General features: G+C 31.5%; 21 protein-coding genes. 20 read left to right on the forward strand and 1 reads right to left on the reverse strand.

Annotated features, from left to right (window positions below):
• The first annotated feature begins 204 nt into the window (after positions 1–204).
• The 19 genes from KVH43_RS05660 to KVH43_RS05750 all read left to right on the forward strand — a co-directional run bounded on the left by KVH43_RS05660 (position 205) and on the right by KVH43_RS05750 (position 20210).
• The gene (locus tag KVH43_RS05660) at positions 205–1371 is read left to right on the forward strand and encodes a THUMP domain-containing class I SAM-dependent RNA methyltransferase (protein WP_218283870.1); all 1167 of its coding nucleotides are present in this window, start codon (positions 205–207) and stop codon (positions 1369–1371) included.
• A gap of 40 nt (positions 1372–1411) precedes the next feature.
• The gene (locus KVH43_RS05665; protein ID WP_218283871.1) at positions 1412–3628 is read left to right on the forward strand and encodes a sigma 54-interacting transcriptional regulator; all 2217 of its coding nucleotides are present in this window, start codon (positions 1412–1414) and stop codon (positions 3626–3628) included.
• A 339-nt stretch (positions 3629–3967) separates the two neighbouring features.
• Positions 3968–4147, forward strand: coding sequence for an aspartyl-phosphate phosphatase Spo0E family protein (locus KVH43_RS05670; protein WP_218283872.1), 180 nt, complete (start codon positions 3968–3970; stop codon positions 4145–4147).
• Positions 4144–6138, forward strand: coding sequence for a methyl-accepting chemotaxis protein (locus KVH43_RS05675; RefSeq protein WP_218283873.1), 1995 nt, complete (start codon positions 4144–4146; stop codon positions 6136–6138). The genes KVH43_RS05670 and KVH43_RS05675 overlap by 4 nt, the downstream gene beginning before the upstream one ends.
• A gap of 111 nt (positions 6139–6249) precedes the next feature.
• Positions 6250–6411 (forward strand): hypothetical protein, encoded by a 162-nt coding sequence (locus tag KVH43_RS05680; RefSeq protein ID WP_218283874.1) that lies wholly within the window; start codon positions 6250–6252, stop codon positions 6409–6411.
• Positions 6412–6694: 283 nt separating this feature from the next.
• A complete protein-coding gene (gene potA, locus KVH43_RS05685; RefSeq protein WP_218283875.1) occupies positions 6695–7738 on the forward strand; it encodes a spermidine/putrescine ABC transporter ATP-binding protein in 1044 nt (347 codons plus the stop codon).
• Between the two features lie 2 nt (positions 7739–7740).
• The gene (locus KVH43_RS05690) at positions 7741–8577 is read left to right on the forward strand and encodes an ABC transporter permease (RefSeq protein ID WP_218283876.1); all 837 of its coding nucleotides are present in this window, start codon (positions 7741–7743) and stop codon (positions 8575–8577) included.
• Positions 8571–9338, forward strand: coding sequence for an ABC transporter permease (locus KVH43_RS05695; RefSeq protein ID WP_218283877.1), 768 nt, complete (start codon positions 8571–8573; stop codon positions 9336–9338). Before KVH43_RS05690 ends, KVH43_RS05695 begins: the two co-directional genes overlap by 7 nt.
• 8 nt (positions 9339–9346) lie before the next feature.
• Positions 9347–10405: an ABC transporter substrate-binding protein gene (locus KVH43_RS05700; RefSeq protein WP_218283878.1), complete on the forward strand. Its 1059-nt coding sequence runs from the start codon at positions 9347–9349 to the stop codon at positions 10403–10405.
• A 142-nt stretch (positions 10406–10547) separates the two neighbouring features.
• Positions 10548–11111, forward strand: coding sequence for a biotin transporter BioY (locus KVH43_RS05705; protein ID WP_218283879.1), 564 nt, complete (start codon positions 10548–10550; stop codon positions 11109–11111).
• A gap of 26 nt (positions 11112–11137) precedes the next feature.
• Positions 11138–12115 carry a biotin synthase BioB gene (gene bioB, locus KVH43_RS05710; RefSeq protein WP_218283880.1) on the forward strand — a complete coding sequence of 326 codons (978 nt, stop codon included), beginning with the start codon at positions 11138–11140 and terminating at the stop codon, positions 12113–12115.
• A gap of 159 nt (positions 12116–12274) precedes the next feature.
• Entirely contained in the window at positions 12275–12898 is a 624-nt protein-coding gene (locus KVH43_RS05715) for an accessory gene regulator ArgB-like protein (RefSeq protein ID WP_218283881.1), read from the forward strand.
• Between the two features lie 12 nt (positions 12899–12910).
• On the forward strand, positions 12911–13036 hold the full coding sequence (locus KVH43_RS05720) for a cyclic lactone autoinducer peptide (RefSeq protein ID WP_218283882.1): 126 nt from the start codon (positions 12911–12913) through the stop codon (positions 13034–13036).
• 65 nt (positions 13037–13101) lie between these two features.
• Positions 13102–13584 (forward strand): hypothetical protein, encoded by a 483-nt coding sequence (locus tag KVH43_RS05725; RefSeq protein WP_218283883.1) that lies wholly within the window; start codon positions 13102–13104, stop codon positions 13582–13584.
• A 14-nt stretch (positions 13585–13598) separates the two neighbouring features.
• A complete protein-coding gene (locus tag KVH43_RS05730) occupies positions 13599–14438 on the forward strand; it encodes a sensor histidine kinase (protein WP_218283884.1) in 840 nt (279 codons plus the stop codon).
• A gap of 346 nt (positions 14439–14784) precedes the next feature.
• Positions 14785–16260: a putative glycoside hydrolase gene (locus tag KVH43_RS05735; protein WP_218283885.1), complete on the forward strand. Its 1476-nt coding sequence runs from the start codon at positions 14785–14787 to the stop codon at positions 16258–16260.
• 85 nt (positions 16261–16345) lie between these two features.
• A complete protein-coding gene (gene pyrE / locus KVH43_RS05740; protein WP_276572123.1) occupies positions 16346–16978 on the forward strand; it encodes an orotate phosphoribosyltransferase in 633 nt (210 codons plus the stop codon).
• A gap of 308 nt (positions 16979–17286) precedes the next feature.
• On the forward strand, positions 17287–19413 hold the full coding sequence (locus KVH43_RS05745; protein ID WP_218283886.1) for a ribonucleoside triphosphate reductase: 2127 nt from the start codon (positions 17287–17289) through the stop codon (positions 19411–19413).
• 110 nt (positions 19414–19523) lie between these two features.
• Complete coding sequence (locus KVH43_RS05750) at positions 19524–20210, forward strand: anaerobic ribonucleoside-triphosphate reductase activating protein (protein WP_218283887.1); 687 nt, start codon at positions 19524–19526, stop codon at positions 20208–20210.
• A gap of 241 nt (positions 20211–20451) precedes the next feature.
• On the opposite strand, the gene cobO is transcribed toward KVH43_RS05750, so the two are convergent.
• Positions 20452–20967, reverse strand: coding sequence for a cob(I)yrinic acid a,c-diamide adenosyltransferase (gene cobO, locus KVH43_RS05755; protein ID WP_218283888.1), 516 nt, complete (start codon positions 20965–20967; stop codon positions 20452–20454).
• 444 nt (positions 20968–21411) lie between these two features.
• On the opposite strand from cobO, the gene KVH43_RS05760 reads away from it, so the two are divergent.
• Positions 21412–21585, forward strand: coding sequence for a hypothetical protein (locus KVH43_RS05760; protein ID WP_218283889.1), 174 nt, complete (start codon positions 21412–21414; stop codon positions 21583–21585).
• Positions 21586–21734: the final 149 nt, after the last annotated feature.

The raw sequence follows: 21734 nt of genomic DNA on the forward strand, positions 1-21734 counted from the left end.
TATCTAAAATTTCAGCTTCATCTACAATGATGAAGTGGTCTCGTCTATTTTTCGTCAATTATTAGCATCATCTCTTACTTTATTATAGCCACTACCCTTTATTCAATCAATACAACAAAAGTATAGAAACAAGAATAAAAAGCTATGTTTATGCTATAATAAAAGCAATTAAAAATTGAAAGATGAATGTAGGAGAGAGATAATATGGCAAAGATTGAATTGATTGCAACAGCTACCTTTGGATTAGAAGAAATGGTAAAGCTTGAAGTAAAAAAATTAGGATATGAAAAAATGACTGTTGAAAATGGAAAGGTTACTTTTATCGCCAATGAGGCAGCTATTCCTAGAGCAAATTTATGGCTTAGAACAGCAGATAGAGTTCTTCTTAAGATGGGGGAGTTTAAAGCAGTAACCTTTGAGGAGTTATTCCAGCAGACAAAGGCTTTGCCTTGGGAAGAATGGATTCCTGAGAATGGAAGATTTCCTGTTACAGGAAAGTCTATTAAATCACAGCTTTATAGTGTATCTGATTGTCAGGCTATAGTAAAGAAAGCTATCGTTGAAAGGCTAAAAGAAACTTATGGAATAGAATGGTTCAAAGAAGATGGAGCAGAGTTTCCAGTAGAGGTAGCACTGCTAAAGGATACAGTTACATTGACTATTGATACAAGTGGTGCAGGATTGCATAAAAGGGGATATCGTGCAAAAGCAAATCAAGCACCTCTTAAAGAGACATTAGCAGCAGCTATGGTTTTAATCAGCAGATGGAGAGAAGATCGCGTACTAATTGATCCATTTTGTGGATCTGGTACGATTCCTATAGAGGCAGCAATGATTGGAAAAAACATTGCACCTGGGCTTCAGAGGTCATTCATTTCAGAAGGGTGGGAAAGAATTACTAAAGAAGAATGGAAAAGTGCAAGAGTAGAAGCATTAAAGGCGATTAGACAAGATGTAGATATTAATATTTTGGCTTCTGATATAGATGAAAAAGCTCTAGAGATTGCAAAAGATAATGCTTATGAAGCAGGAGTAGATGATAGTATTACCTTTTTATTGCAAGATATGGGAAAAATAAGATCTGATGCTCAATATGGATATATTATATGCAACCCTCCTTATGGAGAAAGACTAGGAGAGAAAAAAGAAGTACAAAGACTTTATGAGAGAATGGGAAAAGTATTTGCTAGATTTGATACCTGGTCTAAATATATTCTTACTTCTGATGAAGAATTTGAGAAGCTATATGGAAAATCAGCAAGTAAAAAAAGAAAATTATACAATGGAAGAATTAAAGTAGACTATTATCAGTTTTTTGGACCAAAGCCTCCGAAAAGTATGCTAGGAAATAACAGAAAACAAAGCTTATAGACTTTCTTTCATTGAGTAAAAGCATAAGGGGGATACAGTAGTGAAGGGTAGAGAGCATATCGAAGAAATAAATATAGATCAGAGGCTTATGCAGTCAGAAATACTTAATATGATAGAGCAAAAGATGATATTTTTTATTTTATATAAAAATCAGTTTGTTTATGTGAGTACATCTTTTGAAGCAAGTCTTGGCTATTCAAAGGACGAATTGAGGCATAGAAGCTTTGAAGAAATTGTGGATAAGGATTTTAAAGATATTCTTAAAGAATATCGAAAGGATGGAGAATTTCATACTATCAAAGCATATAAAAAGAGTGGGCAAGAGATTTGGTTAGATGCATGTATGAAAGCTTCAAAAGTAAAAGAGAAAGAAATAATAATGGTTGTAGCTTGTGAAGTAACAGAATTTATCCAAATAAAAGAAAAATTAAAAATAAAAGAGCAGCAATATGATGATATATTAAATACTCAGACAGAATTAATTATCCGTATGACAACAGAGCATGAATATGTTTTTGTGAACGATGCATATTGTGATTATTTTGGAGTAAATAGGGAGGATTTGATAGGAAACAAGAATTTTTTTCATATTTATGAGAAGGATTATCAGAAAATAGCAGAAGCTATTAATCAAGCAACTATTGATGACCCTTTTATAAATGTAGAAGCAAGGGCAATCAAAAAAGATGGTACATTAGCTTGGGTAGAATGGACAGGATGTATGTTTTATAATGAATCAGGAGAAGCTGTAGCATATCAAGGGGTAGGAAGAGATATTACTGAAAGAAAAAAAACTCAGGAAGCATTAGAAAAGCTTCAAGAAGAATTAGAAATGGAGATTGAAAAACGGACATATGAACTAAATAAAGCAAATAAAGAACTGACATTGATCAATAGCTATATGAGAAGTATTTTGATGAATATGCATGAAGGAGTAGCTGTTGTTGATGAACTAGGAAATTTTAAAAATTTAAACGGGGTTCTTGAGAAAAAATGGAAACCTTATATAAAAGAGATAAAAGAATATTTTAAAAATACGATTTTAAAAGGAAATAATAATGATATTTGTAAAATGCTAAAAGAAAAAAAGTCTTTTTATGGTGTTGAATTGATTATACCAACGAAAAATAAGGATTTACAGTTTTTTATATCTGGAGATCCTATAGATAATTTTGAAGATGATGTTAGAAGAGGGGTAATTATCTTTAGACCTATTGAAGAGGTTCATAGGCTTGTAAACCGCTTGAGTGGTGCACAGGCTAGGTTTACTTTTTCTGATATTATTACAAAGAATAAAAAAATGGTACAGACAGTGGAGATAGCACGTAGGGCTTCTTTGGGAGATGGAAACATATTGATACAAGGAGAGAGTGGTACGGGGAAGGAATTGTTTGCTCAAGCTATTCACAACCATAGCAAACGTTGTAGCGGTCCTTTTATAGCTGTAAATTGTGGTGCTATTCCGAGAGATTTAATTGGTAGCGAATTATTCGGTTATACAGAAGGTGCTTTTACAGGAGCAAAAAAGGGAGGAAAACCTGGAAAATTTGAATTGGCTTCAGGAGGGACTATCTTTTTAGATGAAATAGGAGATATGCCACTTGAACAGCAAGTAGCATTACTAAGAGTTATCCAAGAAAAAAAGATTATGCGTATAGGAGGGGAACAAGAGCTTCCTATAGATGTACGTATTATTTGTGCTACAAATAAAAATTTATTTGATGCCATAAAGCAAGGTAGCTTTCGTGAGGACTTATATTATAGGTTAAATGTTATTGCTATTAAAATTCCTTCACTAAGAGAACGTCGTGAAGATATTCCTTTACTATTTGAATATTTTATAAAAAAAACAGCTAAGCATGGAGATAAAATTTTAAAAAATATGGATTCACAGGTGATAAAGTATTTAACAAAATATAACTGGTATGGGAATGTTCGCGAATTACAAAATGTTGTAGAAAGAATTGTGCATATTGTACGGGATAATTATGTAACAGTAGAGCATCTGCCAGAAAATATTATCAAAGCTAATGATGACGATATGGAGGAAACAGCTGATGCATTAGAACAGCCAATAAGCATTAAGGAAATTATAGAAAGGGAAAGAAAGCTGCAAGAAGAACAATTGTGCAATGAGATATTGAGGCTTTTTAAACAATATAAAGGAAATATCAGTAAGATTGCTAGGGAAATGGGTATTTCTCGCAGTACCCTTTACCGAAAAATGAAAAAATATAAGATTGAAAAGGATATATAAATGCTTTATATTGTTTCAAAGTGTTGCATAATGTTTTGAACAAATAAAAAAAGTGATACAAGTTAATACAATGCGATACAGATTGATATAATTTGATAAAAAAATATCAAAATAAAGAAATAGCAAAAAATGTAGAAAATTATAGAAAAATATAGAAATAAAAGTAAAATAATAGAAAGTCATAGTAGCTATGAATTCTATTATTTTTTTTTATGAAATTTATTATTAAGCTTTAGATTTGGAATAAATTTTGCAATATAATTTGATGACTAGATAAAAAATATGAAATGGGGATAAATTTGGAATAGATTATTACGAAAGAAAAAAGGGGGTATAAATATGCGTAAGAGTATAGAAGAAAAAATAATATACCTAAGAAAAGATATGCAAAACCTTATTGAACGAAAGGACAATCTTTTGGATCCAGAAATCATAAGAATTAGTCAGGAGTTAGATGTTTTATTGAATCAGTATAATATTTATTTAATTAATAAAGGGGTTAAGGGGGGAGTAAAATGAAAAGTATTCAAACAAAAATAATTGTGTTTTTTTCTATCGTATTATTGCTTGTGTGTGGTATTTTAGGGACTATTTCCTATGTGAAAGCATCAGGAACATTAACAAACAGTGTTGAACGTAATTTAGAAAGGATTGCAAAGGAAGCTTCTAAAGTGATCAAAGCAAGGGTGGATATTCAATTAGAAAAGCTAGAAGTAATAGCTAGTAAAACAAGCATTGCTAATCCAAATGCTCCATTAGAAGATAAACTGAAAGCATTAAGAGAAGAAGTAAAAAGAAGTGGTTATTTGATGATGGAGATTGTAGATCCAAGTGGTAAAGCAGTGGATACAAATGGAAAAGTTTATGATTTAAGTGATCAGGAATATTTTAAAAATGCTTTAAAGGGTGAAACATTAATGTCTGATTTGATTGTGAGAAAAGCAGATGGAGCTTTGATTTTAGCTGTTGCTACACCTATAAAACATGATGGAAAAATAATAGGGGTATTGGTTGCTATTAGAGATGGAAATAATTTGAGCAAGCTGATCGAGGATATTACTATTGGAAAAAGTGGTTATGCTTATGTAATAGATCACGAAGGTACTATTATAGGACATAAAGATAGAGCTTTAGTAAAAGAAAGGTATAATCTGTTAGAAATGGTGAAAAGTGATGAAAAATACAAAGCATTAGCTGTATTGACAGAAAAAATGATTGAGAGAGCATCAGGGACTGGAAGATATTATTTTCAAGGGAAAGATAAAATTATGGGTTATGCCCCTATAGAAGGGACTACTTGGGCTGTTGCTGTTACTTCATATGTTTCTGAAGCATTATATGATTTAAATACTGTGAAAAGAGCTATATGGATTATAACTTTTGTGCTTTTAATTTTATCTATAGGAGCAGCTACTTTAATAGGAAGACAGATCGCAGTACCTATTATTTTAGCTACAGAGTATGCAAAACAAATGGCATCAGGTGATTTTACAAAGGATGTACCAGAAAAATTTTTAGAAAAGAAAGATGAAATAGGACAATTAGGAAAAGCATTTGATGAAATGACGAAAAATTTTAGAAATCTTATAGGCAATATGCTTGAATCCTCTCAGCAAGTAGCTGCATCATCAGAGGAATTGGCGGCTACATCTGAGCAATCTATGAAAGCATCAGAAGAAATTGCTAAAACTGTGGAAGAAATAGCTAAAGGTGCTACAGATCAAGCAAAAGATACAGAAAATGGTGCAAATAATGTGCTTGAGCTAGGTCATCTTATTGAAAAAAATCAAAATTATTTGAAAAAGCTTAATAAAGAATCTGAAAAAGTAAATCAGTTAGTTGAGGAAGGGTTGAAAATAATAGAGGATTTAGATAAAAATACAGATGAAAGCAGCAATGCAATAAAAGAAGTCTATGACAATATTTTAAAAACTAATGCAAGTGCAGAAGATATTGGACAAGCTAGTCAAGTTATTGCATCTATAGCAGAACAGACAAGTTTATTAGCACTAAATGCGGCTATTGAGGCTGCAAGGGCAGGAGAACATGGAAGAGGCTTTGCGGTAGTTGCTGATGAAATCAAAAAATTATCTGAACAATCTGCATATTCTACAACCTTGATTGATGAAGCAGTGAATAAATTACAAAGTAATTCTAATATTTCAGTAGAGACAGTTAAGAAGGTTTTGGAATTTATGGATATTCAAACAGAAAGCGTAAAAAATACAGAAAGTAAATATGGAGAAATTACAAAGACTATTCAATCTTCTGAAGAGACCATTAAAGATTTGAATAGTTCTGGAAAGAATATGGAGAAGAAGAAACAAGAGCTATTAGACATTATTCAAAATCTATCGGCTATTGCTCAGCAAAATGCAGCAAGCACAGAGGAAGGAGCTGCAGCAGCACAGCAACAGACTGCTTCTATGAATGAAGTTGCTGATGCGAGTGAAGGATTAGCACGGTTAGCTCAAGAGCTTCAAGAAGAGATCGCTAAATTCAAGATATAGCATAATTAAAGTGAAGGAAATAGTATGAAAATGTAGAATATATTGAATATCGTATAAAACGGAGGAATAGAATAAGTATTGGATGAAATGAGCTTATGGGGGGATGGAGGGGTGCTTGAGCTGTTCAAGAAAAATATAAAGACGAATTTGCTTTTGATAGGGGGATTGGTTGGATTTTTTTTCACTATGTTTTCAAATTTTGTGGTAGGATATATTGTTGGTGGAGCTATAGGATATGCTATAGGATATGAGATAGAAAAAAGACTGCTTTAAATAAGAAAAAGTATTTTGTTATAAAAATAGAGGACTGTTTTTATATAAATGATATTATAAGCACTTAGGTTAAATCTAGGTGCTTATTTTTTATATATCGTAAAAATTCATGCTTGTATATAGAATATAAGCTAAGCTTATTGACAAATTGCTCCAAAAAAAATATAATAAACTGGTTTTAGTTTTAATAAACTTTAAGGTTACAAATACTAAATATTTTTTTCTTTGAGAATAGGAAAAATGATACAATTAATGTTATTATAAAGTAAGGAGGGCTATGAATATGGAATCGTATATTATTGAATTAAACGATGTTTTTAAGACATTTGAAGATAAAGAGGTTTTATGTGGTATAAACTTGTGCATAAAACCAAAAGAATTTGTCACCCTTTTAGGGCCGAGTGGATGCGGAAAGACTACTACACTTAGAATTATTGGAGGCTTTGAACATGCAACGGCTGGAGATGTTTATTTTGAAGGAAAAAAAATCAATGAAATTCCTCCATTTAAAAGACAAATAAATACAGTATTTCAAAAGTATGCCCTTTTTCCACATTTAAATGTTTTTGAAAATATAGCTTTTGGCTTGAAGATAAAAAAGATAGAAAAATCCTTAATAGAACAAAAAGTAAAAGCAATGTTAAAGCTAGTGAATTTAGAAGGCTTTGAAAACCGTAGGATAGATTCTTTGAGCGGTGGACAACAGCAAAGAATTGCAATAGCAAGAGCCCTTGTGAATGAACCAAAGGTGCTTCTTTTGGACGAGCCTCTTGGGGCTTTAGATTTAAAGCTCAGAAAAGAGATGCAAATAGAATTAAAGAAAATTCAGCAAAGAGTAGGAATCACTTTTATTTATGTAACGCATGATCAGGAGGAAGCCTTGACTATGTCTGATCGTGTAGTTGTTATGAGTGAAGGATATATCCAGCAGATTGGAAAGCCGCAAGATATTTATGATGAGCCTGTCAATCAATTTGTGGCAGATTTTATTGGAGAAGGAAATATACTAGGTGGTTTTATGCTAAAAGATTTTTGTGTGAAGGTAGAGGATAAAATACTGCCTTGCGTAGATAAGGGATTTACAAAAAATGAAGCTGTGGATGTTTTGGTAAGACCTGAGGATATAGAAATTGTAAAGGCTGATGAAGGAATGATCAAAGGAAAAGTTACCTCTGTTATATTTAAAGGAGTTCATTATGAAATAGAGGTTCAAGATGAAAGTGGATTTCAATGGATGATTCATAGTATACATATGCCAAATATAGAAGAATATGTGGGTCTTAAAATTATACCAGATGCTATACATATCATGAAAAAGGCGGTGTAGGAATGAAGAAGAAATATCTTTCTATTCCCTATGCATTATGGTCATTAATATTTAGTATTGCACCTATTATTATTATCATGGTATATAGCTTTTGTAAGCGTTCTCCTTATGGCAGGATTGTTTATGAATTTACTTTAGATAACTATAGAAGCTTCATGGAGCCTATTTACTTAAATGTATTGTGGAGATCGATTATTCTTGCAGCTATTAGTACGATGATTTGTTTATTGATTTCCTATCCTATGGCTATGATTATTGCCAGAAGCTCTTTAAAGAGAAGGAATGTACTGATTATGTTATTTGTTGTTCCACTTTGGACAAACTTTTTGCTCAGAACATATGCATGGATGGTTTTGTTGAGGGATCAAGGGATTATTAATCAGTTTTTAATAGGACTAGGTGTGATAGATAAACCTTTAGGATTTTTATATAATGCTGGAGCAGTAGTGCTTGGCATGGTATACAACTTTCTTCCCTTTATGGTGTTGCCGATATATTCTGTACTTGTTAAAATTGATGATAGTTTAATAGAGGCAGCGCAGGATTTAGGGGCTACATCTAGGGAGGTTTTTATGAAGGTGATTTTCCCTTTAAGTATACCGGGAGTAGTATCAGGACTAATTATGGTATTTATGCCTGCTGTAAGTACTTTTGTTATATCTGACTTGTTAGGAGGAGGACAGACTATTCTTCTTGGAAACTTAATACAAAATCAGTTTTTATTTGCAAGAAATTGGCAGTTTGGTTCAGCTATTTCTATGATTATGATGGTATTGATTTTAATTGGTATGGCTATAAGTAACAAATATCAAGATGAGGAAGGGGGAGGATTATGGTAAAAAGAATAATAAAAAGGCTTTATGCTTTTTTAGTATATTTATTTTTATATCTTCCCATATTCCTGTTAATAATCTATTCTTTCAATGATTCAAAATATCGAGGCAAATGGAATGGGTTTACACTTAGATGGTACAAAGCTTTATTTTCTGATCAGACTGTTGCTCAGGCTCTTTATAATACATTTGCAATAGCAATACTTGCAGCAATCATTTCAACGATTATAGGAACGATTAGTGCTATTGCTATACATAAAATGTCACCAAGATGGAGAAGCATTTTTATGAATGTAACTTATTTGCCTGTAATGAATCCAGATATTGTGATTGGTATATCCTTGCTTGCTTTGTTTGTAGCATTAAAGATAAGGTTAGGGTTTATTACACTGCTTCTTGCACATATAACCTTTAATATACCTTATGTGATTTTAGCAGTGTTACCAAAGCTAAGGCAGTTAAATCCTTATCTTGAAGAGGCAGCCTTAGACTTGGGAGCAACACCTATGCAGGCATTTTTCAAGGTAATACTTCCTGAAATTATGCCGGGAGTTATTACGGGTGCATTGCTTGCATTTACATTGTCATTAGATGATTTTATGGTAAGCTTTTTTACGACTGGGTCAGGTGTAAATACTTTGTCTATTAAGGTATATTCTATGACTAAAACGGGGGTTACTCCTAAAATAAATGCTTTATCTACCCTTCTTTTTATAGGGGTTTTAGGGTTATTGCTTTTATTACAAAAAAGAGAAAAAACGAACTAAAGGAAAGGATGGTTGGATTGAAAAAAACTTTATGGCTTGTTGTATTTTGTATGGTTTTTGTTTTATTTACTGGATGTGGAGAAAAAGTCAATGAACAAGGATATTATAGTAAGATCAATGTATACAATTGGGGAGAGTATATAGACCCACAAGTATTAAAGGATTTTGAGAAAGAATATGGTATAGAAGTGAATTATGAAACTTATGCAGGAAATGAAGAAATGCTTGCAAAGGTACAAGCTGGTGGAACAGATTATGATGTGATTTTTCCATCAGATTATATGGTAGAGGCAATGATTAAGGAAGGTTTATTACAAGAGTTGGATTATAATAATTTACCAAATTTCAAAAACATTAGAGAAGAATTTAAAAATCTTCCTTATGATAAAGAGCATAAATATTCTGTTCCTTATCTTTGGGGAACTATTGGCATATTGTATGATACTACAAAAATCAAAGAGGATATCGATAGCTGGAATGCTTTATGGGATAAAAAATACAAAGGTAATATTGTTATGTTTGACAGTGTGAGGGATAATCTAGGTGTAGCTTTAAAAAGACTAGGATATTCTATGAATACAAAAAATATAGATGAGTTAGAAAAAGCAAAGGAAGAATTGATAAAACAAAAGCCTTTGGTAAAAGCTTATGATTCAGATGCTTATAAAGATATGATGGCTTCTGGAGAAGCAGCAATATCCATGTGCTTTTTAGGAGATGCTATGGTGTTAATGGAAGAAAATCCAAATCTTAAATATGTTCTTCCAAAGGAGGGAACAAATCTTTGGTTTGATACGATGGCTGTTCCAATTACAAGCAAGCATAAAAAAGAAGCAGAGCTTTTTATAAATTATTTGATGCGTCCAGAGGTAGCTGCAAAATGTGCACAATTTGTAATGTATGCAACTCCTAATAAAGAGGCTATGAAGCTGCTTCCAAAAGAAATAAGAGAAAATGAAATTATCTATCCAAAGGGAAATTTCTTTGAAAAGGGAGAGGTATTTATAGATTTAGGAGAATTTACAACAGAGTATGATAGAATATGGACACAAGTGAAAGCTTACTAATCTCAAATGTTTACAGTCTGTTTTTATAGAAATAGACTGTAATTTTTTTTTGCAAAGGTAAACTTAAACATTGAGCATGGTTGACAAAAGAAATACCCTCATATATGATAAAAGTAACATTGTATAAAGGGAGAGGTGCTTTATGAAAATTAAGACTAGAGATATGATATTGGTTGCAATGTTTGCAGCACTTATGGCTATTGGTGCTTTTATAAAAATTCCAACACCTATTGTTCCTATTACATTACAGTATTTGTTCTGTGCTTTTTCTGGAGTGTTTTTAGGGGCTAGATTAGGCATGTATTCGCAGTTGTTATATGTATTTATTGGACTTTGTGGAGTTCCGATCTTTACAGGAGGGGGAGGGCTGAAATATATTTACAAGCCTAGCTTTGGTTATTTGATTGGATTTATACTTTGTGCGTATATAATAGGTAAATTTACTGAGAGATTAAAAGAAGTAAAATTTAAAAATATATTTTTCCCAGTTATTGGAGGATTGGTAGCTGTTTATAGTATAGGTGTACCTTATATGTATATGATTATGCGTTTTTATTCAGGAAAGTCAATTACTTTTATGACAGCATTAAAATTTGGATTTTTCCCATTTGTTATACAAGATATTTGTTGGAGTATACTCATTGCTTATACTGCTACAAAAGTAGTTCCAGCTCTTCGTAGGGCAGGATATGTATCTATAAAGTAAAAAAAGAATTTTAGGAGCTAGATAAAATGAAAACCTTTATAACGGAAATAAAGACAAGAATATTAGCTGGTGGAGAAATTACTTATGAAGAAGCGGTAAAATTAATGGCAATTGATGAAAAAGATGAAGAGACAATAAAAGCTTTATTTGATGCAGCAAATATGATTAGAGAGAAATTTGTAGGAAATAAAGCAGATTTATGTAGCATTATTAATGCAAAGAGCGGAATGTGTTCTGAGGATTGCAAATATTGTGCTCAATCTATTCATTATCAAACAGGCGTAGAGGTCTATGATTTATTAGATTATGATGAAATTCTAAAAAGAGCTTTAGAGATGGAGCGGGAGGGGGTAAATAGGTTTTCGTTAGTTACAAGTGGAAAAGGAATAGATCAAAGGGATTTTGATAAACTTATCAAAATTTATGAAAGACTTACAAGAGATACAAATTTGAAAATATGTGCATCTCATGGAATAATATCATATGAACAGGCGGTAAGGTTAAAAATCGCAGGGGTAAACATGTATCATCACAATGTAGAAGCTAGCAGTAGCTTTTATGAGAATATTTGTAGTACTCATACCTATGAAGATAGAATAAATACAATAAATAATGTGCAAAAAGCAGGACTAAAGCTATGTTGTGGTGGTATTATAGGATTAGGAGAAGCTGTAGAGGATCGTGTGAAGATGGCTTTTGAAATAAAGAATTTAGGGATTAAATCTGTTCCGATCAATATTTTAAACCCTATTAAAGGAACACCCTTAGAAAATGTTGATAAGCTTTCTCCTCTAGAGATATTAAAAGCAATGGCTATTTTTAGATTGATTATACCAGATGGAGTTATTCGATATGCTGGAGGAAGAGTTTCGCTAGGAGCAATGCAGCATATGGGATTTAAGGCAGGTGTAAATGCTGCTTTGGTAGGAAATTATTTAACTACTGTAGGAAATAAAATTATAGATGATATAAGGATGATTAAAGAGCAGGGATTTGAATTATAACATATGGTCTACTGAGGCTGTATGTTTTTTATTTTGGAAATATATCAAAAAAATTACAAATTTTTAGAGGAATATTTGTGATTATGGAGAAATTAAATACTGTTGCACTAATGAAAAATGGTATTATTTTACTATTGTCAAATAAAGGGGAATTTAGGGATGGAAAAGTGCATAGGAAGGATTTTAGAAGTATATAAAAATTATTTGGGGATTGATGATAATCAAGAAGCGATTTTGAGATATTCTTTGTATCTGATGATGAGTGCGATTTTGGGGTATTTTTTAGCACTTGCTGCTGCGTGGTTGTTGGGAACCTTTTCATATGTATTTGTGATTATGATTACCATATCAATATTGCGATCTTCTTCAGGAGGGGCTCATTGTGAAAGTATGTGGAATTGTGCAATTTTTGGAATGGTTGTATCCAATGCTTTAGGGCTATTAATAAAGGTTATTGTACCTACTAAGGAGATTACATTGTCAATTTTAGTGTTTGTATTTTTATTTGGGTTATGGAGCATAAATAAATACGCTCCAGCAGATACACCACAAAAGCCTATCAATACTTTTGAAAAAAGGGAAAAATTAAAAAGACGATCACTAGTTATTTTAGTAGTGTGGTGTTTTTTGAATATAGGATATTATATTATTTTCAAAAGGGGTCACAGTATGGTCATAGCATCTAGCTTAGGAGTTTTGTGGCAGTGTTTTTCCATAACAAAGGTGGGATATAAACTCTGGCATAAGTCAGATTGTTTATTAAATAAAATATTGGGAAAATAAGGGGGGATACAAATGATGAGAAGATTACTACAATTATCAGTTGCTGTTCTTACATTTTTTGCAATTACAAATGCAGCATCAGCATGTGCTACTCTTGGTTATCAACCAGAACTACCTGAGCAGTTAAAAGGTATGTAAGGACTAATGGCAATAGAGCAATGCTCTATTGCCATTGGCAACTGGTAAAGAGAAAGGAAGAGTATATGGATATAGTAGAAAGACTAGCAAGTTATTGTATCGAATGTTTTTTTATGATTGGAGCAGGCTTAGGTCTTATAGGAATACGTCTTAAGTTAAGAAGAATAATGCTGATTGCTATTGTACAGGGAATAATAGTACATGTAGTTAGAGCTTTTTATATCAAGAATAATATTCCCTTTGGGACACATATTTTTATAATATTTATGTGTTATGTGATATTGCTTGTATTAATTGGAAAACAAAGAATATTAGATAGTATTATTTCTGGACTGATAAGCTTTTTACTGTTGCTTTGGGGGGAAGGAGTATTTTTATTTCCATTCTTGAAATTATTTCAATTTGACCCAGCGACATTAATGAGCAGACCAGGTGGAACGCTGATAGGGATGTTGTTATCTGATTTTCTTTTGATTGTTGGATTTTTAATAGGCTATGTATTTAAGATTACTATTATAGATTTTAAGCATTTTCATGAAAATAAATGATAAGGATGATTCATATGAAGCTTTCTGTTCGAGCATATATATTGATAGGTTTGATATTATTACAAAGCTTTATGGTGATGTTTTTAACTAATGGTACAATTCTAAGCTTGATGAATAATGTAGTTATAAGCTATAAATATCCATATTATATGGGAATTTTAATAAATATACTTGGAATAAGTGCAATCATTTGTATTTTTTATATTTTACATTTTTTAAAGAGGGAAAAAGAGAATATTATAAAATTAAACAACTCGAAAGAGGTAATAGATGCACTGCAGGGGCAAAAGCATGATTTTATTAATCATCTAAATTTGATTGCTGGAATGCTTCAGCTTGAGCAAAGCAAAAAAGCGTTAGATTATATTTTTAAAATCTCTCAAAAGGTTGAGGGTGTTTTCTCCATTTCTAAAATAGAGAATGTTGAAATAGCTGCTACTTTAGGGAGAAAGTGTACTATTGCAGAAAGCAAGGGGATAAAGGTAGAATTAGATATTACTACTTCTTTAGAGCTTTGTACTGTACTTTTTAATCTAATAGATAATGCTATTTATGAATTAGAGCATTGTAAAGAAGAAGATAAAATTCTTATAATAGATATTGCTGAGCATGATGAAGAATGTGTTATTTTAATAGGAAATTCTTATCCTGTATTACCAGAAAATATGCATGAAAAAATATTTGAAAAAGGATTCTCTACAAAAGCAGGAGAAGATCATGGCTATGGTCTAAATATTGTAAAGCAGATTATTAATAAAAATAAAGGAAGAATAACGGTAGAAAGCTATGAAGGTGTAGGGACGCTTTTTACTATATTTTTACCTATGAGAAAGCACATGGCTAAGTGCTCTTAATCTTTTTCTATATTTATTAAATATTTTCCATTATATGCAAGTCTGAAATTCTTTTCAACTAATCTATGTATGCTACATAAAACTGATTATTTAAATAATATACATTTCTATTGTCTAGCTTTCCATATTGTATATATTTTGCTTGTGCTTTTATTTATGGGAGCGCTTTTTTTATTTTTGTCTATTTGTCTGTACTTTAAAAATCCTATATTTGAATATTTACTTTGGAATTTTCTATAAAAAATGTGAATAAATCATTTATAGTAAAAATTTCATAGTAAGAAATCTATAAGTTTTTTGTCATATCATGGTATAATAGAGTAAAATAAAAAAGAGAGGTGTCTAAATGAGTAAAAAAAAGAAAATTTTAGTTGCAGCAGTGATTGCCATAACCATGGGAAGCATTACTATGCTTAGTGGATGCCAGGCACCATCCTCAAAGGCAGATGGAACGACTGCTAACGAGGTTTATGAAGAGAATAAAGGTAGTGAAGAAACTACATCTAAAGAAGCAGAAAAAGAAGAACAAGAAAATATTGTTTATATCAGTGCCAGCAAATTAAATGTTAGACAAGAGGCTAGAAAGGATTCGCCTATTGTAAATAGCTTTATGAAGGGTACTGGCGTTGAGGTTATAGAAGAACAAACAAATGAAAATGGAGACATTTGGTATAAAGTTTCTTTTGATACAATAGATGGAAAAAAGACAGGTTGGATCAAATCCGACTATACAGTAAAGAATCGTACAGAATTATTGGATGAGTCTTTAAAAATATTAGATTTTTCACCTCAGGAAAAGGTAGATGAATATAAAAATAATCCTAGAGTGAAGGTCAAAGGTGTTTATATGACAGAGCATTCCTTTATAGGGCAGGGCTTTGAAAGACTTTTAAAGCTTGCACAGGATACAGAAATTAATGCGTTTGTTATAGATGTAAAAGATGATGATGGGATTATGCTATTCCCAACAGAAGCAGCAGCAAAATATTCTCCAGAAGCAAATGAAAGAGCAAGAATTAGTGTTGAAAAATTTCAAGAAAGAATGCAAATTTTAAAGGACAATGGTATTTATACTATTGCAAGAATTGTTACCTTTAAAGATCCTACTTATACAAAACAGCATCCTGAAAGGGCTATTCTCGATAAAAGAACAGGAAAAACATTTGTAAGCAAAGATAAGCTAAGATGGGCATCTCCTCATGATAGAGAGCTTTGGAAATATGATATAGAAGTAGCTAAGGAAGCTGCAAAAATGGGTTTTAATGAAATACAATTTGACTATGTTCGCTTCCCTGCATCAAATGGAAATAAGCTTGATAAAGTTTTAGATTATAGAAATGATAGTAAAGACTATAGCAAGCCTCAAACTATTCAGCGTTTTTTACAGCAGGCTTATAAGGAGCTTTCAAAAGAGGAAGTTTATGTGAGTGCAGATATATTTGGACTGGTAGGATCTGTTGCAGATGATATGGGATTAGGTCAATATTGGGAAGCTATAAGCAATGTAACAGATTATGTATCCCCTATGATATATCCAAGTCATTATGCGAATGGAACGTATCATTTATCTATTCCAGATGCATATCCTTATGAGACGGTATATCAATCTGCAAAGGACTCTATTGTAAGAAATAAAAATATAGAAACTCCTGCGACTATAAGACCGTGGATACAGGATTTTACAGCTAGCTGGGTAAGGGGACACATCAAGTATGGAGCTAAGCAGGTAGAGGATCAAATTAGAGCATTAAAAGAAAATGGGATAGAAGAATATTTGCTATGGAATGCAGGTAATAAATACTCTAAAGACGCGCTAAAGTAAATTGACAGTAGATGGATCTCGTGATAAACTAAATCAGATTAACCTTTAAAAATAGTCCAGTGAGGCTAACAAGGGAGGAATAAAAATGAATATGAGTAAAGAAATTGCAAAAAAACTTTTAGAAATTCAAGCAGTAACTATAAAAAGTCCAGATGATTTATTTACTTGGGCATCAGGAATCAAATCGCCTATTTATTGCGATAATCGGTTGACCATGAGTTATCCTAAAGTAAGAGAATTGATTGCAGAAGGATTCGAGAAAATCATTAAGGCAAATTATCCTGAAGTAGAAGTAATAGTAGGAACAGCTACAGCTGGAATTCCTCATGCTGCATGGATATCACAAAAAATGAATTTGCCTATGGCTTATGTAAGAAGTTCAGCAAAAGAGCATGGAAAAGGCAATCAAATAGAGGGGATTGTAAAGAGTGGTCAAAAGGTAGTAGTTATTGAGGATTTACTGTCAACAGGAGGAAGTTCTATGAAGGCAGTAAAGGCACTGCAAAAGATAGGAGCAGAGGTTTTAGGGGTTGTAGCAATATTTACTTATGGATTTCCAAAGGTAGATGATATTTTTAGAGAAGCAAAGATCCCATATAAAACGTTGACAAGCTATTCTGTTCTTCTTCCTATGGCAATAGAGATGGGGTATATAAAAGAGACACAGAGAGAGCTACTAGAAAAATGGAGTAAAGATCCTTATATATTTATAAAATAGTAGGATATGCAAAAGCATATCCTTTTATACTTTTTAAATTGTACTTTGTTATAAAAGTGATTTACTTATCTTTCTAAATTCATTTTTTTATATATTTCTTTTTTTATGTTGAAGTTGGATCCCTATATCATTTAAACTAACTTTTTTATAAAACTAAGAACATAAGAGTATCATAGAGAATATATGTTAAAAGGGGTCAAAACTTGTAATAATTAGTCCAAAGGATTATTGTCATAAGTGTGGACAATGATGCATAATATACAATATGTAGTACATACATTTGAAAGCAACACAATAGGAGGGGTATCATGTCAGTTACTAAGGTTCAGAAGAGAAATGGTGAGATTGTCGATTTTGATAGTGTAAAAATTAAAGCGGCTATCTTTGCAGCGGCAAAATCTGTAGGTGGAAAAGACGAAATGGTGGCAACAAAACTTGCAAAGATGGTGGTTGAGATTATAAATGAAACATATGGAGCGAGTATACCATCTGTAGAAGATGTTCAAGATATAGTAGAAAAGGTATTAATAGAGGAAGGGCATGCTAAAACAGCAAAGGCATATATTCTTTATAGAAAGAGACACGAAGAGATTCGAGAAGTTAAGAATTTATTTATGGATGCAGAAAGAATGATCGAGGAATATGTAAATCTAGAGGATTGGCGAGTTAATGAAAATGCTAATATGGGATTTAGTCTTCAGGGACTTAACAATCATATTGTAGAAAGCATTACTAAAAAGTATTGGTTAAATAAAATTTATAGAAAAGAATTAAGAGAAGCACATATCCGAGGAGATTTGCATATTCACGACTTGGGATTGTTAGCTCCTTATTGTTGTGGATGGGATTTAGAAGCTTTTTTAAGATATGGCTTTAGAGGAGCAAAAGGAAAAATTGAGTCAAAACCGCCAAAGCATTTAGAGTCAGCTCTTGGGCAGCTTGTAAATCTACTTTATACACTTCAAGGGGAGTCAGCTGGTGCACAAGCTGTATCTAGTCTTGATACATATTTAGCACCTTTTATTTATTATGATAATCTTAAATATGAACAAGTAAAAAAGGCTATTCAACGATTTGTATTTAACTTAAATGTTCCTACAAGAGTAGGCTTTCAAACACCTTTTACTAATGTTACGTTAGATATTACACCTCATCCACTTCTTAAAAATCAACCAGTAATCATTGGTGGAAAAAGAATGGATAAAACTTATAAAGAGTTTCAAAAGGAAATGGATATATTTAATATGGCCTTTTGTGAAGTTATGATGGAAGGTGATGGTGCAGGAAGAGCGTTTAGCTTCCCTATTCCAACGGTAAATATAACTCCTGATTTTCCTTGGGATTCAGAGCCTGTAAATGCTATTATGGAGATGACAAGAAAGTTTGGAACGCCTTATTTTGCAAATTTCTTAAACTCTGATCTATCACCTGAGGATGTTCGATCTATGTGTTGCCGTCTAAGACTAGATAATCGTGAGCTTAGAAGAAGAGGTGGAGGCTTGTTTGGTGCAAATCCATTGACAGGTTCTATTAATGTAGTTACATTAAATATGGCAAGGATCGGATATACTGCTAATTCGATGGAAGAATTTAAACGTAGAGTAAGAGAGTTAATGGAGATTGCAAAGGAAATATGTGAAAGCAAAAGAGTTGTTTTGGAAAAGTATATGGATGCAGGATTATATCCTTATTCGAGATTTTATCTTCAAGGGGTTAAGGATAGTACAGGAGAGTACTTTAAAAATCATTTTTCAACAATAGGTTTAAATGGTATGAATGAAGCCTGTGTAAATTTATTAGGTGTAGATATCACAACGGAAGAAGGAAATGAATTTGCTGTTGAGATTATGGAATTTATGAATAGAGTTATTCAAATATTCCAAGAAGAAACAGGAAGTTTATGGAATCTTGAAGCATCTCCTGCCGAAGGAGCAAGCTATAGATTTGCTAGATTAGACAAAAAAATGTATCCAAATATTTTCACACAGGGAAATGATGAACCGTACTATACAAACTCTACGCAGCTTCCTGTAGGTTATACAAATGATATTTTTGAGGCAATCGAGCTACAAGAAAGATTGCAGACGTTATATACAGGCGGAACAGTATTACATGGCTTCTTAGGAGAAGAAATTGATAGTATAAAGACATGTAAAACTTTATTGAAAAAAGTTATGGAAAATAGCAGTATTCCTTATATTACTATTACGCCAACCTTCTCTATTTGTGGAGAACATGGATATATATCAGGGGAACATTTTGAATGTCCTCATTGTGGAAAAGAAACAGAGGTTTGGACACGAGTGGTAGGATTCCATAGACCTGTTCAAGCATGGAATAAGGGTAAGCGAGAAGAATTCAAGGATAGAAAAGAATTTTCCTGTGAAGAAAGCTTAAAGCATCATCAAGCTACTGTTAAATTAAATATTGGTTAAGAAATCTAAGATATTTAATAAAACTTTAAGAAAATAGATGAATTTTAAAGGCAAGGGTTAAAACCTTGCCTAAATTCATGAATATATTAATAATCAAAGAGGTGTTGAATGTGAATATTGTAGGGCATGAAAAAACTTCTTTTATTGATTATCCTGATCAAATCTGTACAGTTTATTTTGTAGAGGGCTGTAATTTTCGCTGTTCGTATTGTCACAACAGCCATATTATAAAAGGAGAAGGTAGAACCATTAGTGAAGAAGAAATCTTTTCTTTTTTAAATAAAAGAAAGAAGTTTATAGATGCTGTATGTATTTCTGGAGGCGAACCAACGCTTTATGAAGAAACATATGCATTAATAAAGAAAATAAAAAAAGAAGGATTATTGGTAAAATTAGATACTAATGGCACTAACCCTAAAATGTTAAAGCAATTACTTGAAGAAGGGCTAATAGATTATGTAGCTATGGATGTAAAAGCACCCCTTCATAAATATGAATACGTTACTAAAACAAAGGTGAATATAAAAGATATAGAGAGAAGTATTGATATTATTAAAAATTCGAATATAGATTATGAATTTAGAACAACTGTATGTAAAGAATTATTGACTAAAGAAGATATATTAGAAATAGCAGAATATTTAAAGGGAAGTAAAAGATATTCTATACAAAACTTTAGAGATGGAGAAACGGTATTAGAGGGAAAAAATCAACTGCATCCATATGATGCAGAAACATTAGAAGAAATTAAAGAAAAAATCGAAGGGCATTTCCAAATTTTCAAGGTTAGAAAGTAAAAATATTGATGTATATAATATAAATTTTATAGATAAACAACTTCACTCACTACATTCAAACAATGAAGGTTCTTAACGTATTTTTTATGAAATTTCAGTAAGTTTTTTTACAAAAGTTATCGAAGTCATTCACTTATCTTTATATATTTCTTTTTTATGTTGATGTTGTTTATCTATAATAAAATATTGAAGCTTAAAATATGTTAATAATTGGAATGTGCTTATGATATAACTAATTGTATTATTTATCAATACCTTCTCGACTTAAAACACCTTGTGTATAGTAGTGTTTGATTTCTCTCATTTCTGTTACTAAATCAGCTTTTTTTATAATCTCCTCAGGACAATATCTTCCCGTAATCACTAATTCTGTAGGATCAGGCTTATATTCCAATAGAGATAATACATCTTGAGTAGAAAGGAGTTTGAAAAATACAGCAATAGTAATTTCATCTAAAATCACTACATCATATTTTTTGCTTTTCAAAATATCTTTTACCTTTTTTAAACCTTCCTGTGCAGCTAGTATATCTTCTTTAGCTGGTTCTTTTGTAATAAAGCAGCCGTGTCCATAGAGAGCTACATCAACATTTTCTAGTTTTTTTAATATTTTTAATTCATTATACTCCATAGACTTTACAAATTGAGCAACAAAAACCTTTTTTCCTGCACCTAATGCCCTTATTGTTAAACCTAATGCTGCTGTGGTTTTTCCTTTTCCATTTCCAGTATAGACATGAATATATCCTTTATTCATAAAACTCACCTCTTTCAATAATTCAAACAGTATTGAGGATGATATCTTTTAGGTCAACTAAATTTTATTTTTTATCATCTATTCTTTTGATAAATATATAATTAAAAAACAAGGCTGGAAATATTAAATACTTTAACCCTTCTACGCTCAAAATACCCCTCAACTCCTATTAATACTTACTTATAAAAGTAACATAAAAACATTTTGTTTTCAATAAATTTCCAATAATAATACTGCTTTACAAGAAATCATAAATTGATTGGATATAAATAACAAAATCAGACACCTGAATCTTAGGAATAATTTGGCTAATTAAACAAATGATTTTTCAATTCACTAAAACATGATAATCATATAATGAAAAAATTTGCTATAATGATAGTGAAATATTAAAAAAATGAAATGGCAAGCAGTAGCCTGTGATAATTTTGGGAGATGATAAAAATGAAAAGATATAAAGGAGATTTTTACAAAAGAGACTTTGATTATGAAGAGGATGCTTATGATCGATTGAAAGCTATGCAAAGAAAAAAAATTTTCACAAATAAATCAACTATGAAAAAATATGAATTTGATTATGAAGAAGATCCTTATGAACCCATTGATAGAGAAGAGTAATCATGAAATAATTTACATTGATGTTATGTGCAATATGTGTTATAGTGTTTACTGTTCTTTAAAAAATGCAAAAAAGTTTTTTAAAAAATATTGACAAGCAGTCAGAAACATGGTATAGTATATTTTGTCACGTGCGAGGAATAAAAGAG

The sequence above is a fragment of the Crassaminicella indica genome (assembly GCF_019203185.1).
GTDB lineage: Bacteria > Bacillota > Clostridia > Peptostreptococcales > Thermotaleaceae > Crassaminicella > Crassaminicella indica.

Coding starts and splice junctions, on each gene's coding strand:
- KVH43_RS05745 (WP_218283886.1), top strand. CDS start 17,287: ATGTCAGTTACTAAGGTTCAGAAGAGAAATGGTGAGATTGTCGATTTT.
- KVH43_RS05725 (WP_218283883.1), top strand. CDS start 13,102: ATGGATATAGTAGAAAGACTAGCAAGTTATTGTATCGAATGTTTTTTT.
- KVH43_RS05700 (WP_218283878.1), top strand. CDS start 9,347: ATGGTTGGATTGAAAAAAACTTTATGGCTTGTTGTATTTTGTATGGTT.
- pyrE (WP_276572123.1), top strand. CDS start 16,346: ATGAATATGAGTAAAGAAATTGCAAAAAAACTTTTAGAAATTCAAGCA.
- KVH43_RS05760 (WP_218283889.1), top strand. CDS start 21,412: ATGAAAAGATATAAAGGAGATTTTTACAAAAGAGACTTTGATTATGAA.
- KVH43_RS05735 (WP_218283885.1), top strand. CDS start 14,785: ATGAGTAAAAAAAAGAAAATTTTAGTTGCAGCAGTGATTGCCATAACC.
- bioB (WP_218283880.1), top strand. CDS start 11,138: ATGAAAACCTTTATAACGGAAATAAAGACAAGAATATTAGCTGGTGGA.
- KVH43_RS05660 (WP_218283870.1), top strand. CDS start 205: ATGGCAAAGATTGAATTGATTGCAACAGCTACCTTTGGATTAGAAGAA.
- KVH43_RS05690 (WP_218283876.1), top strand. CDS start 7,741: ATGAAGAAGAAATATCTTTCTATTCCCTATGCATTATGGTCATTAATA.
- KVH43_RS05670 (WP_218283872.1), top strand. CDS start 3,968: ATGCGTAAGAGTATAGAAGAAAAAATAATATACCTAAGAAAAGATATG.
- potA (WP_218283875.1), top strand. CDS start 6,695: ATGGAATCGTATATTATTGAATTAAACGATGTTTTTAAGACATTTGAA.
- KVH43_RS05720 (WP_218283882.1), top strand. CDS start 12,911: ATGATGAGAAGATTACTACAATTATCAGTTGCTGTTCTTACATTTTTT.
- KVH43_RS05715 (WP_218283881.1), top strand. CDS start 12,275: ATGGAAAAGTGCATAGGAAGGATTTTAGAAGTATATAAAAATTATTTG.
- KVH43_RS05695 (WP_218283877.1), top strand. CDS start 8,571: ATGGTAAAAAGAATAATAAAAAGGCTTTATGCTTTTTTAGTATATTTA.
- KVH43_RS05730 (WP_218283884.1), top strand. CDS start 13,599: ATGAAGCTTTCTGTTCGAGCATATATATTGATAGGTTTGATATTATTA.
- KVH43_RS05705 (WP_218283879.1), top strand. CDS start 10,548: ATGAAAATTAAGACTAGAGATATGATATTGGTTGCAATGTTTGCAGCA.
- KVH43_RS05675 (WP_218283873.1), top strand. CDS start 4,144: ATGAAAAGTATTCAAACAAAAATAATTGTGTTTTTTTCTATCGTATTA.
- cobO (WP_218283888.1), bottom strand. CDS start 20,967: ATGAATAAAGGATATATTCATGTCTATACTGGAAATGGAAAAGGAAAA.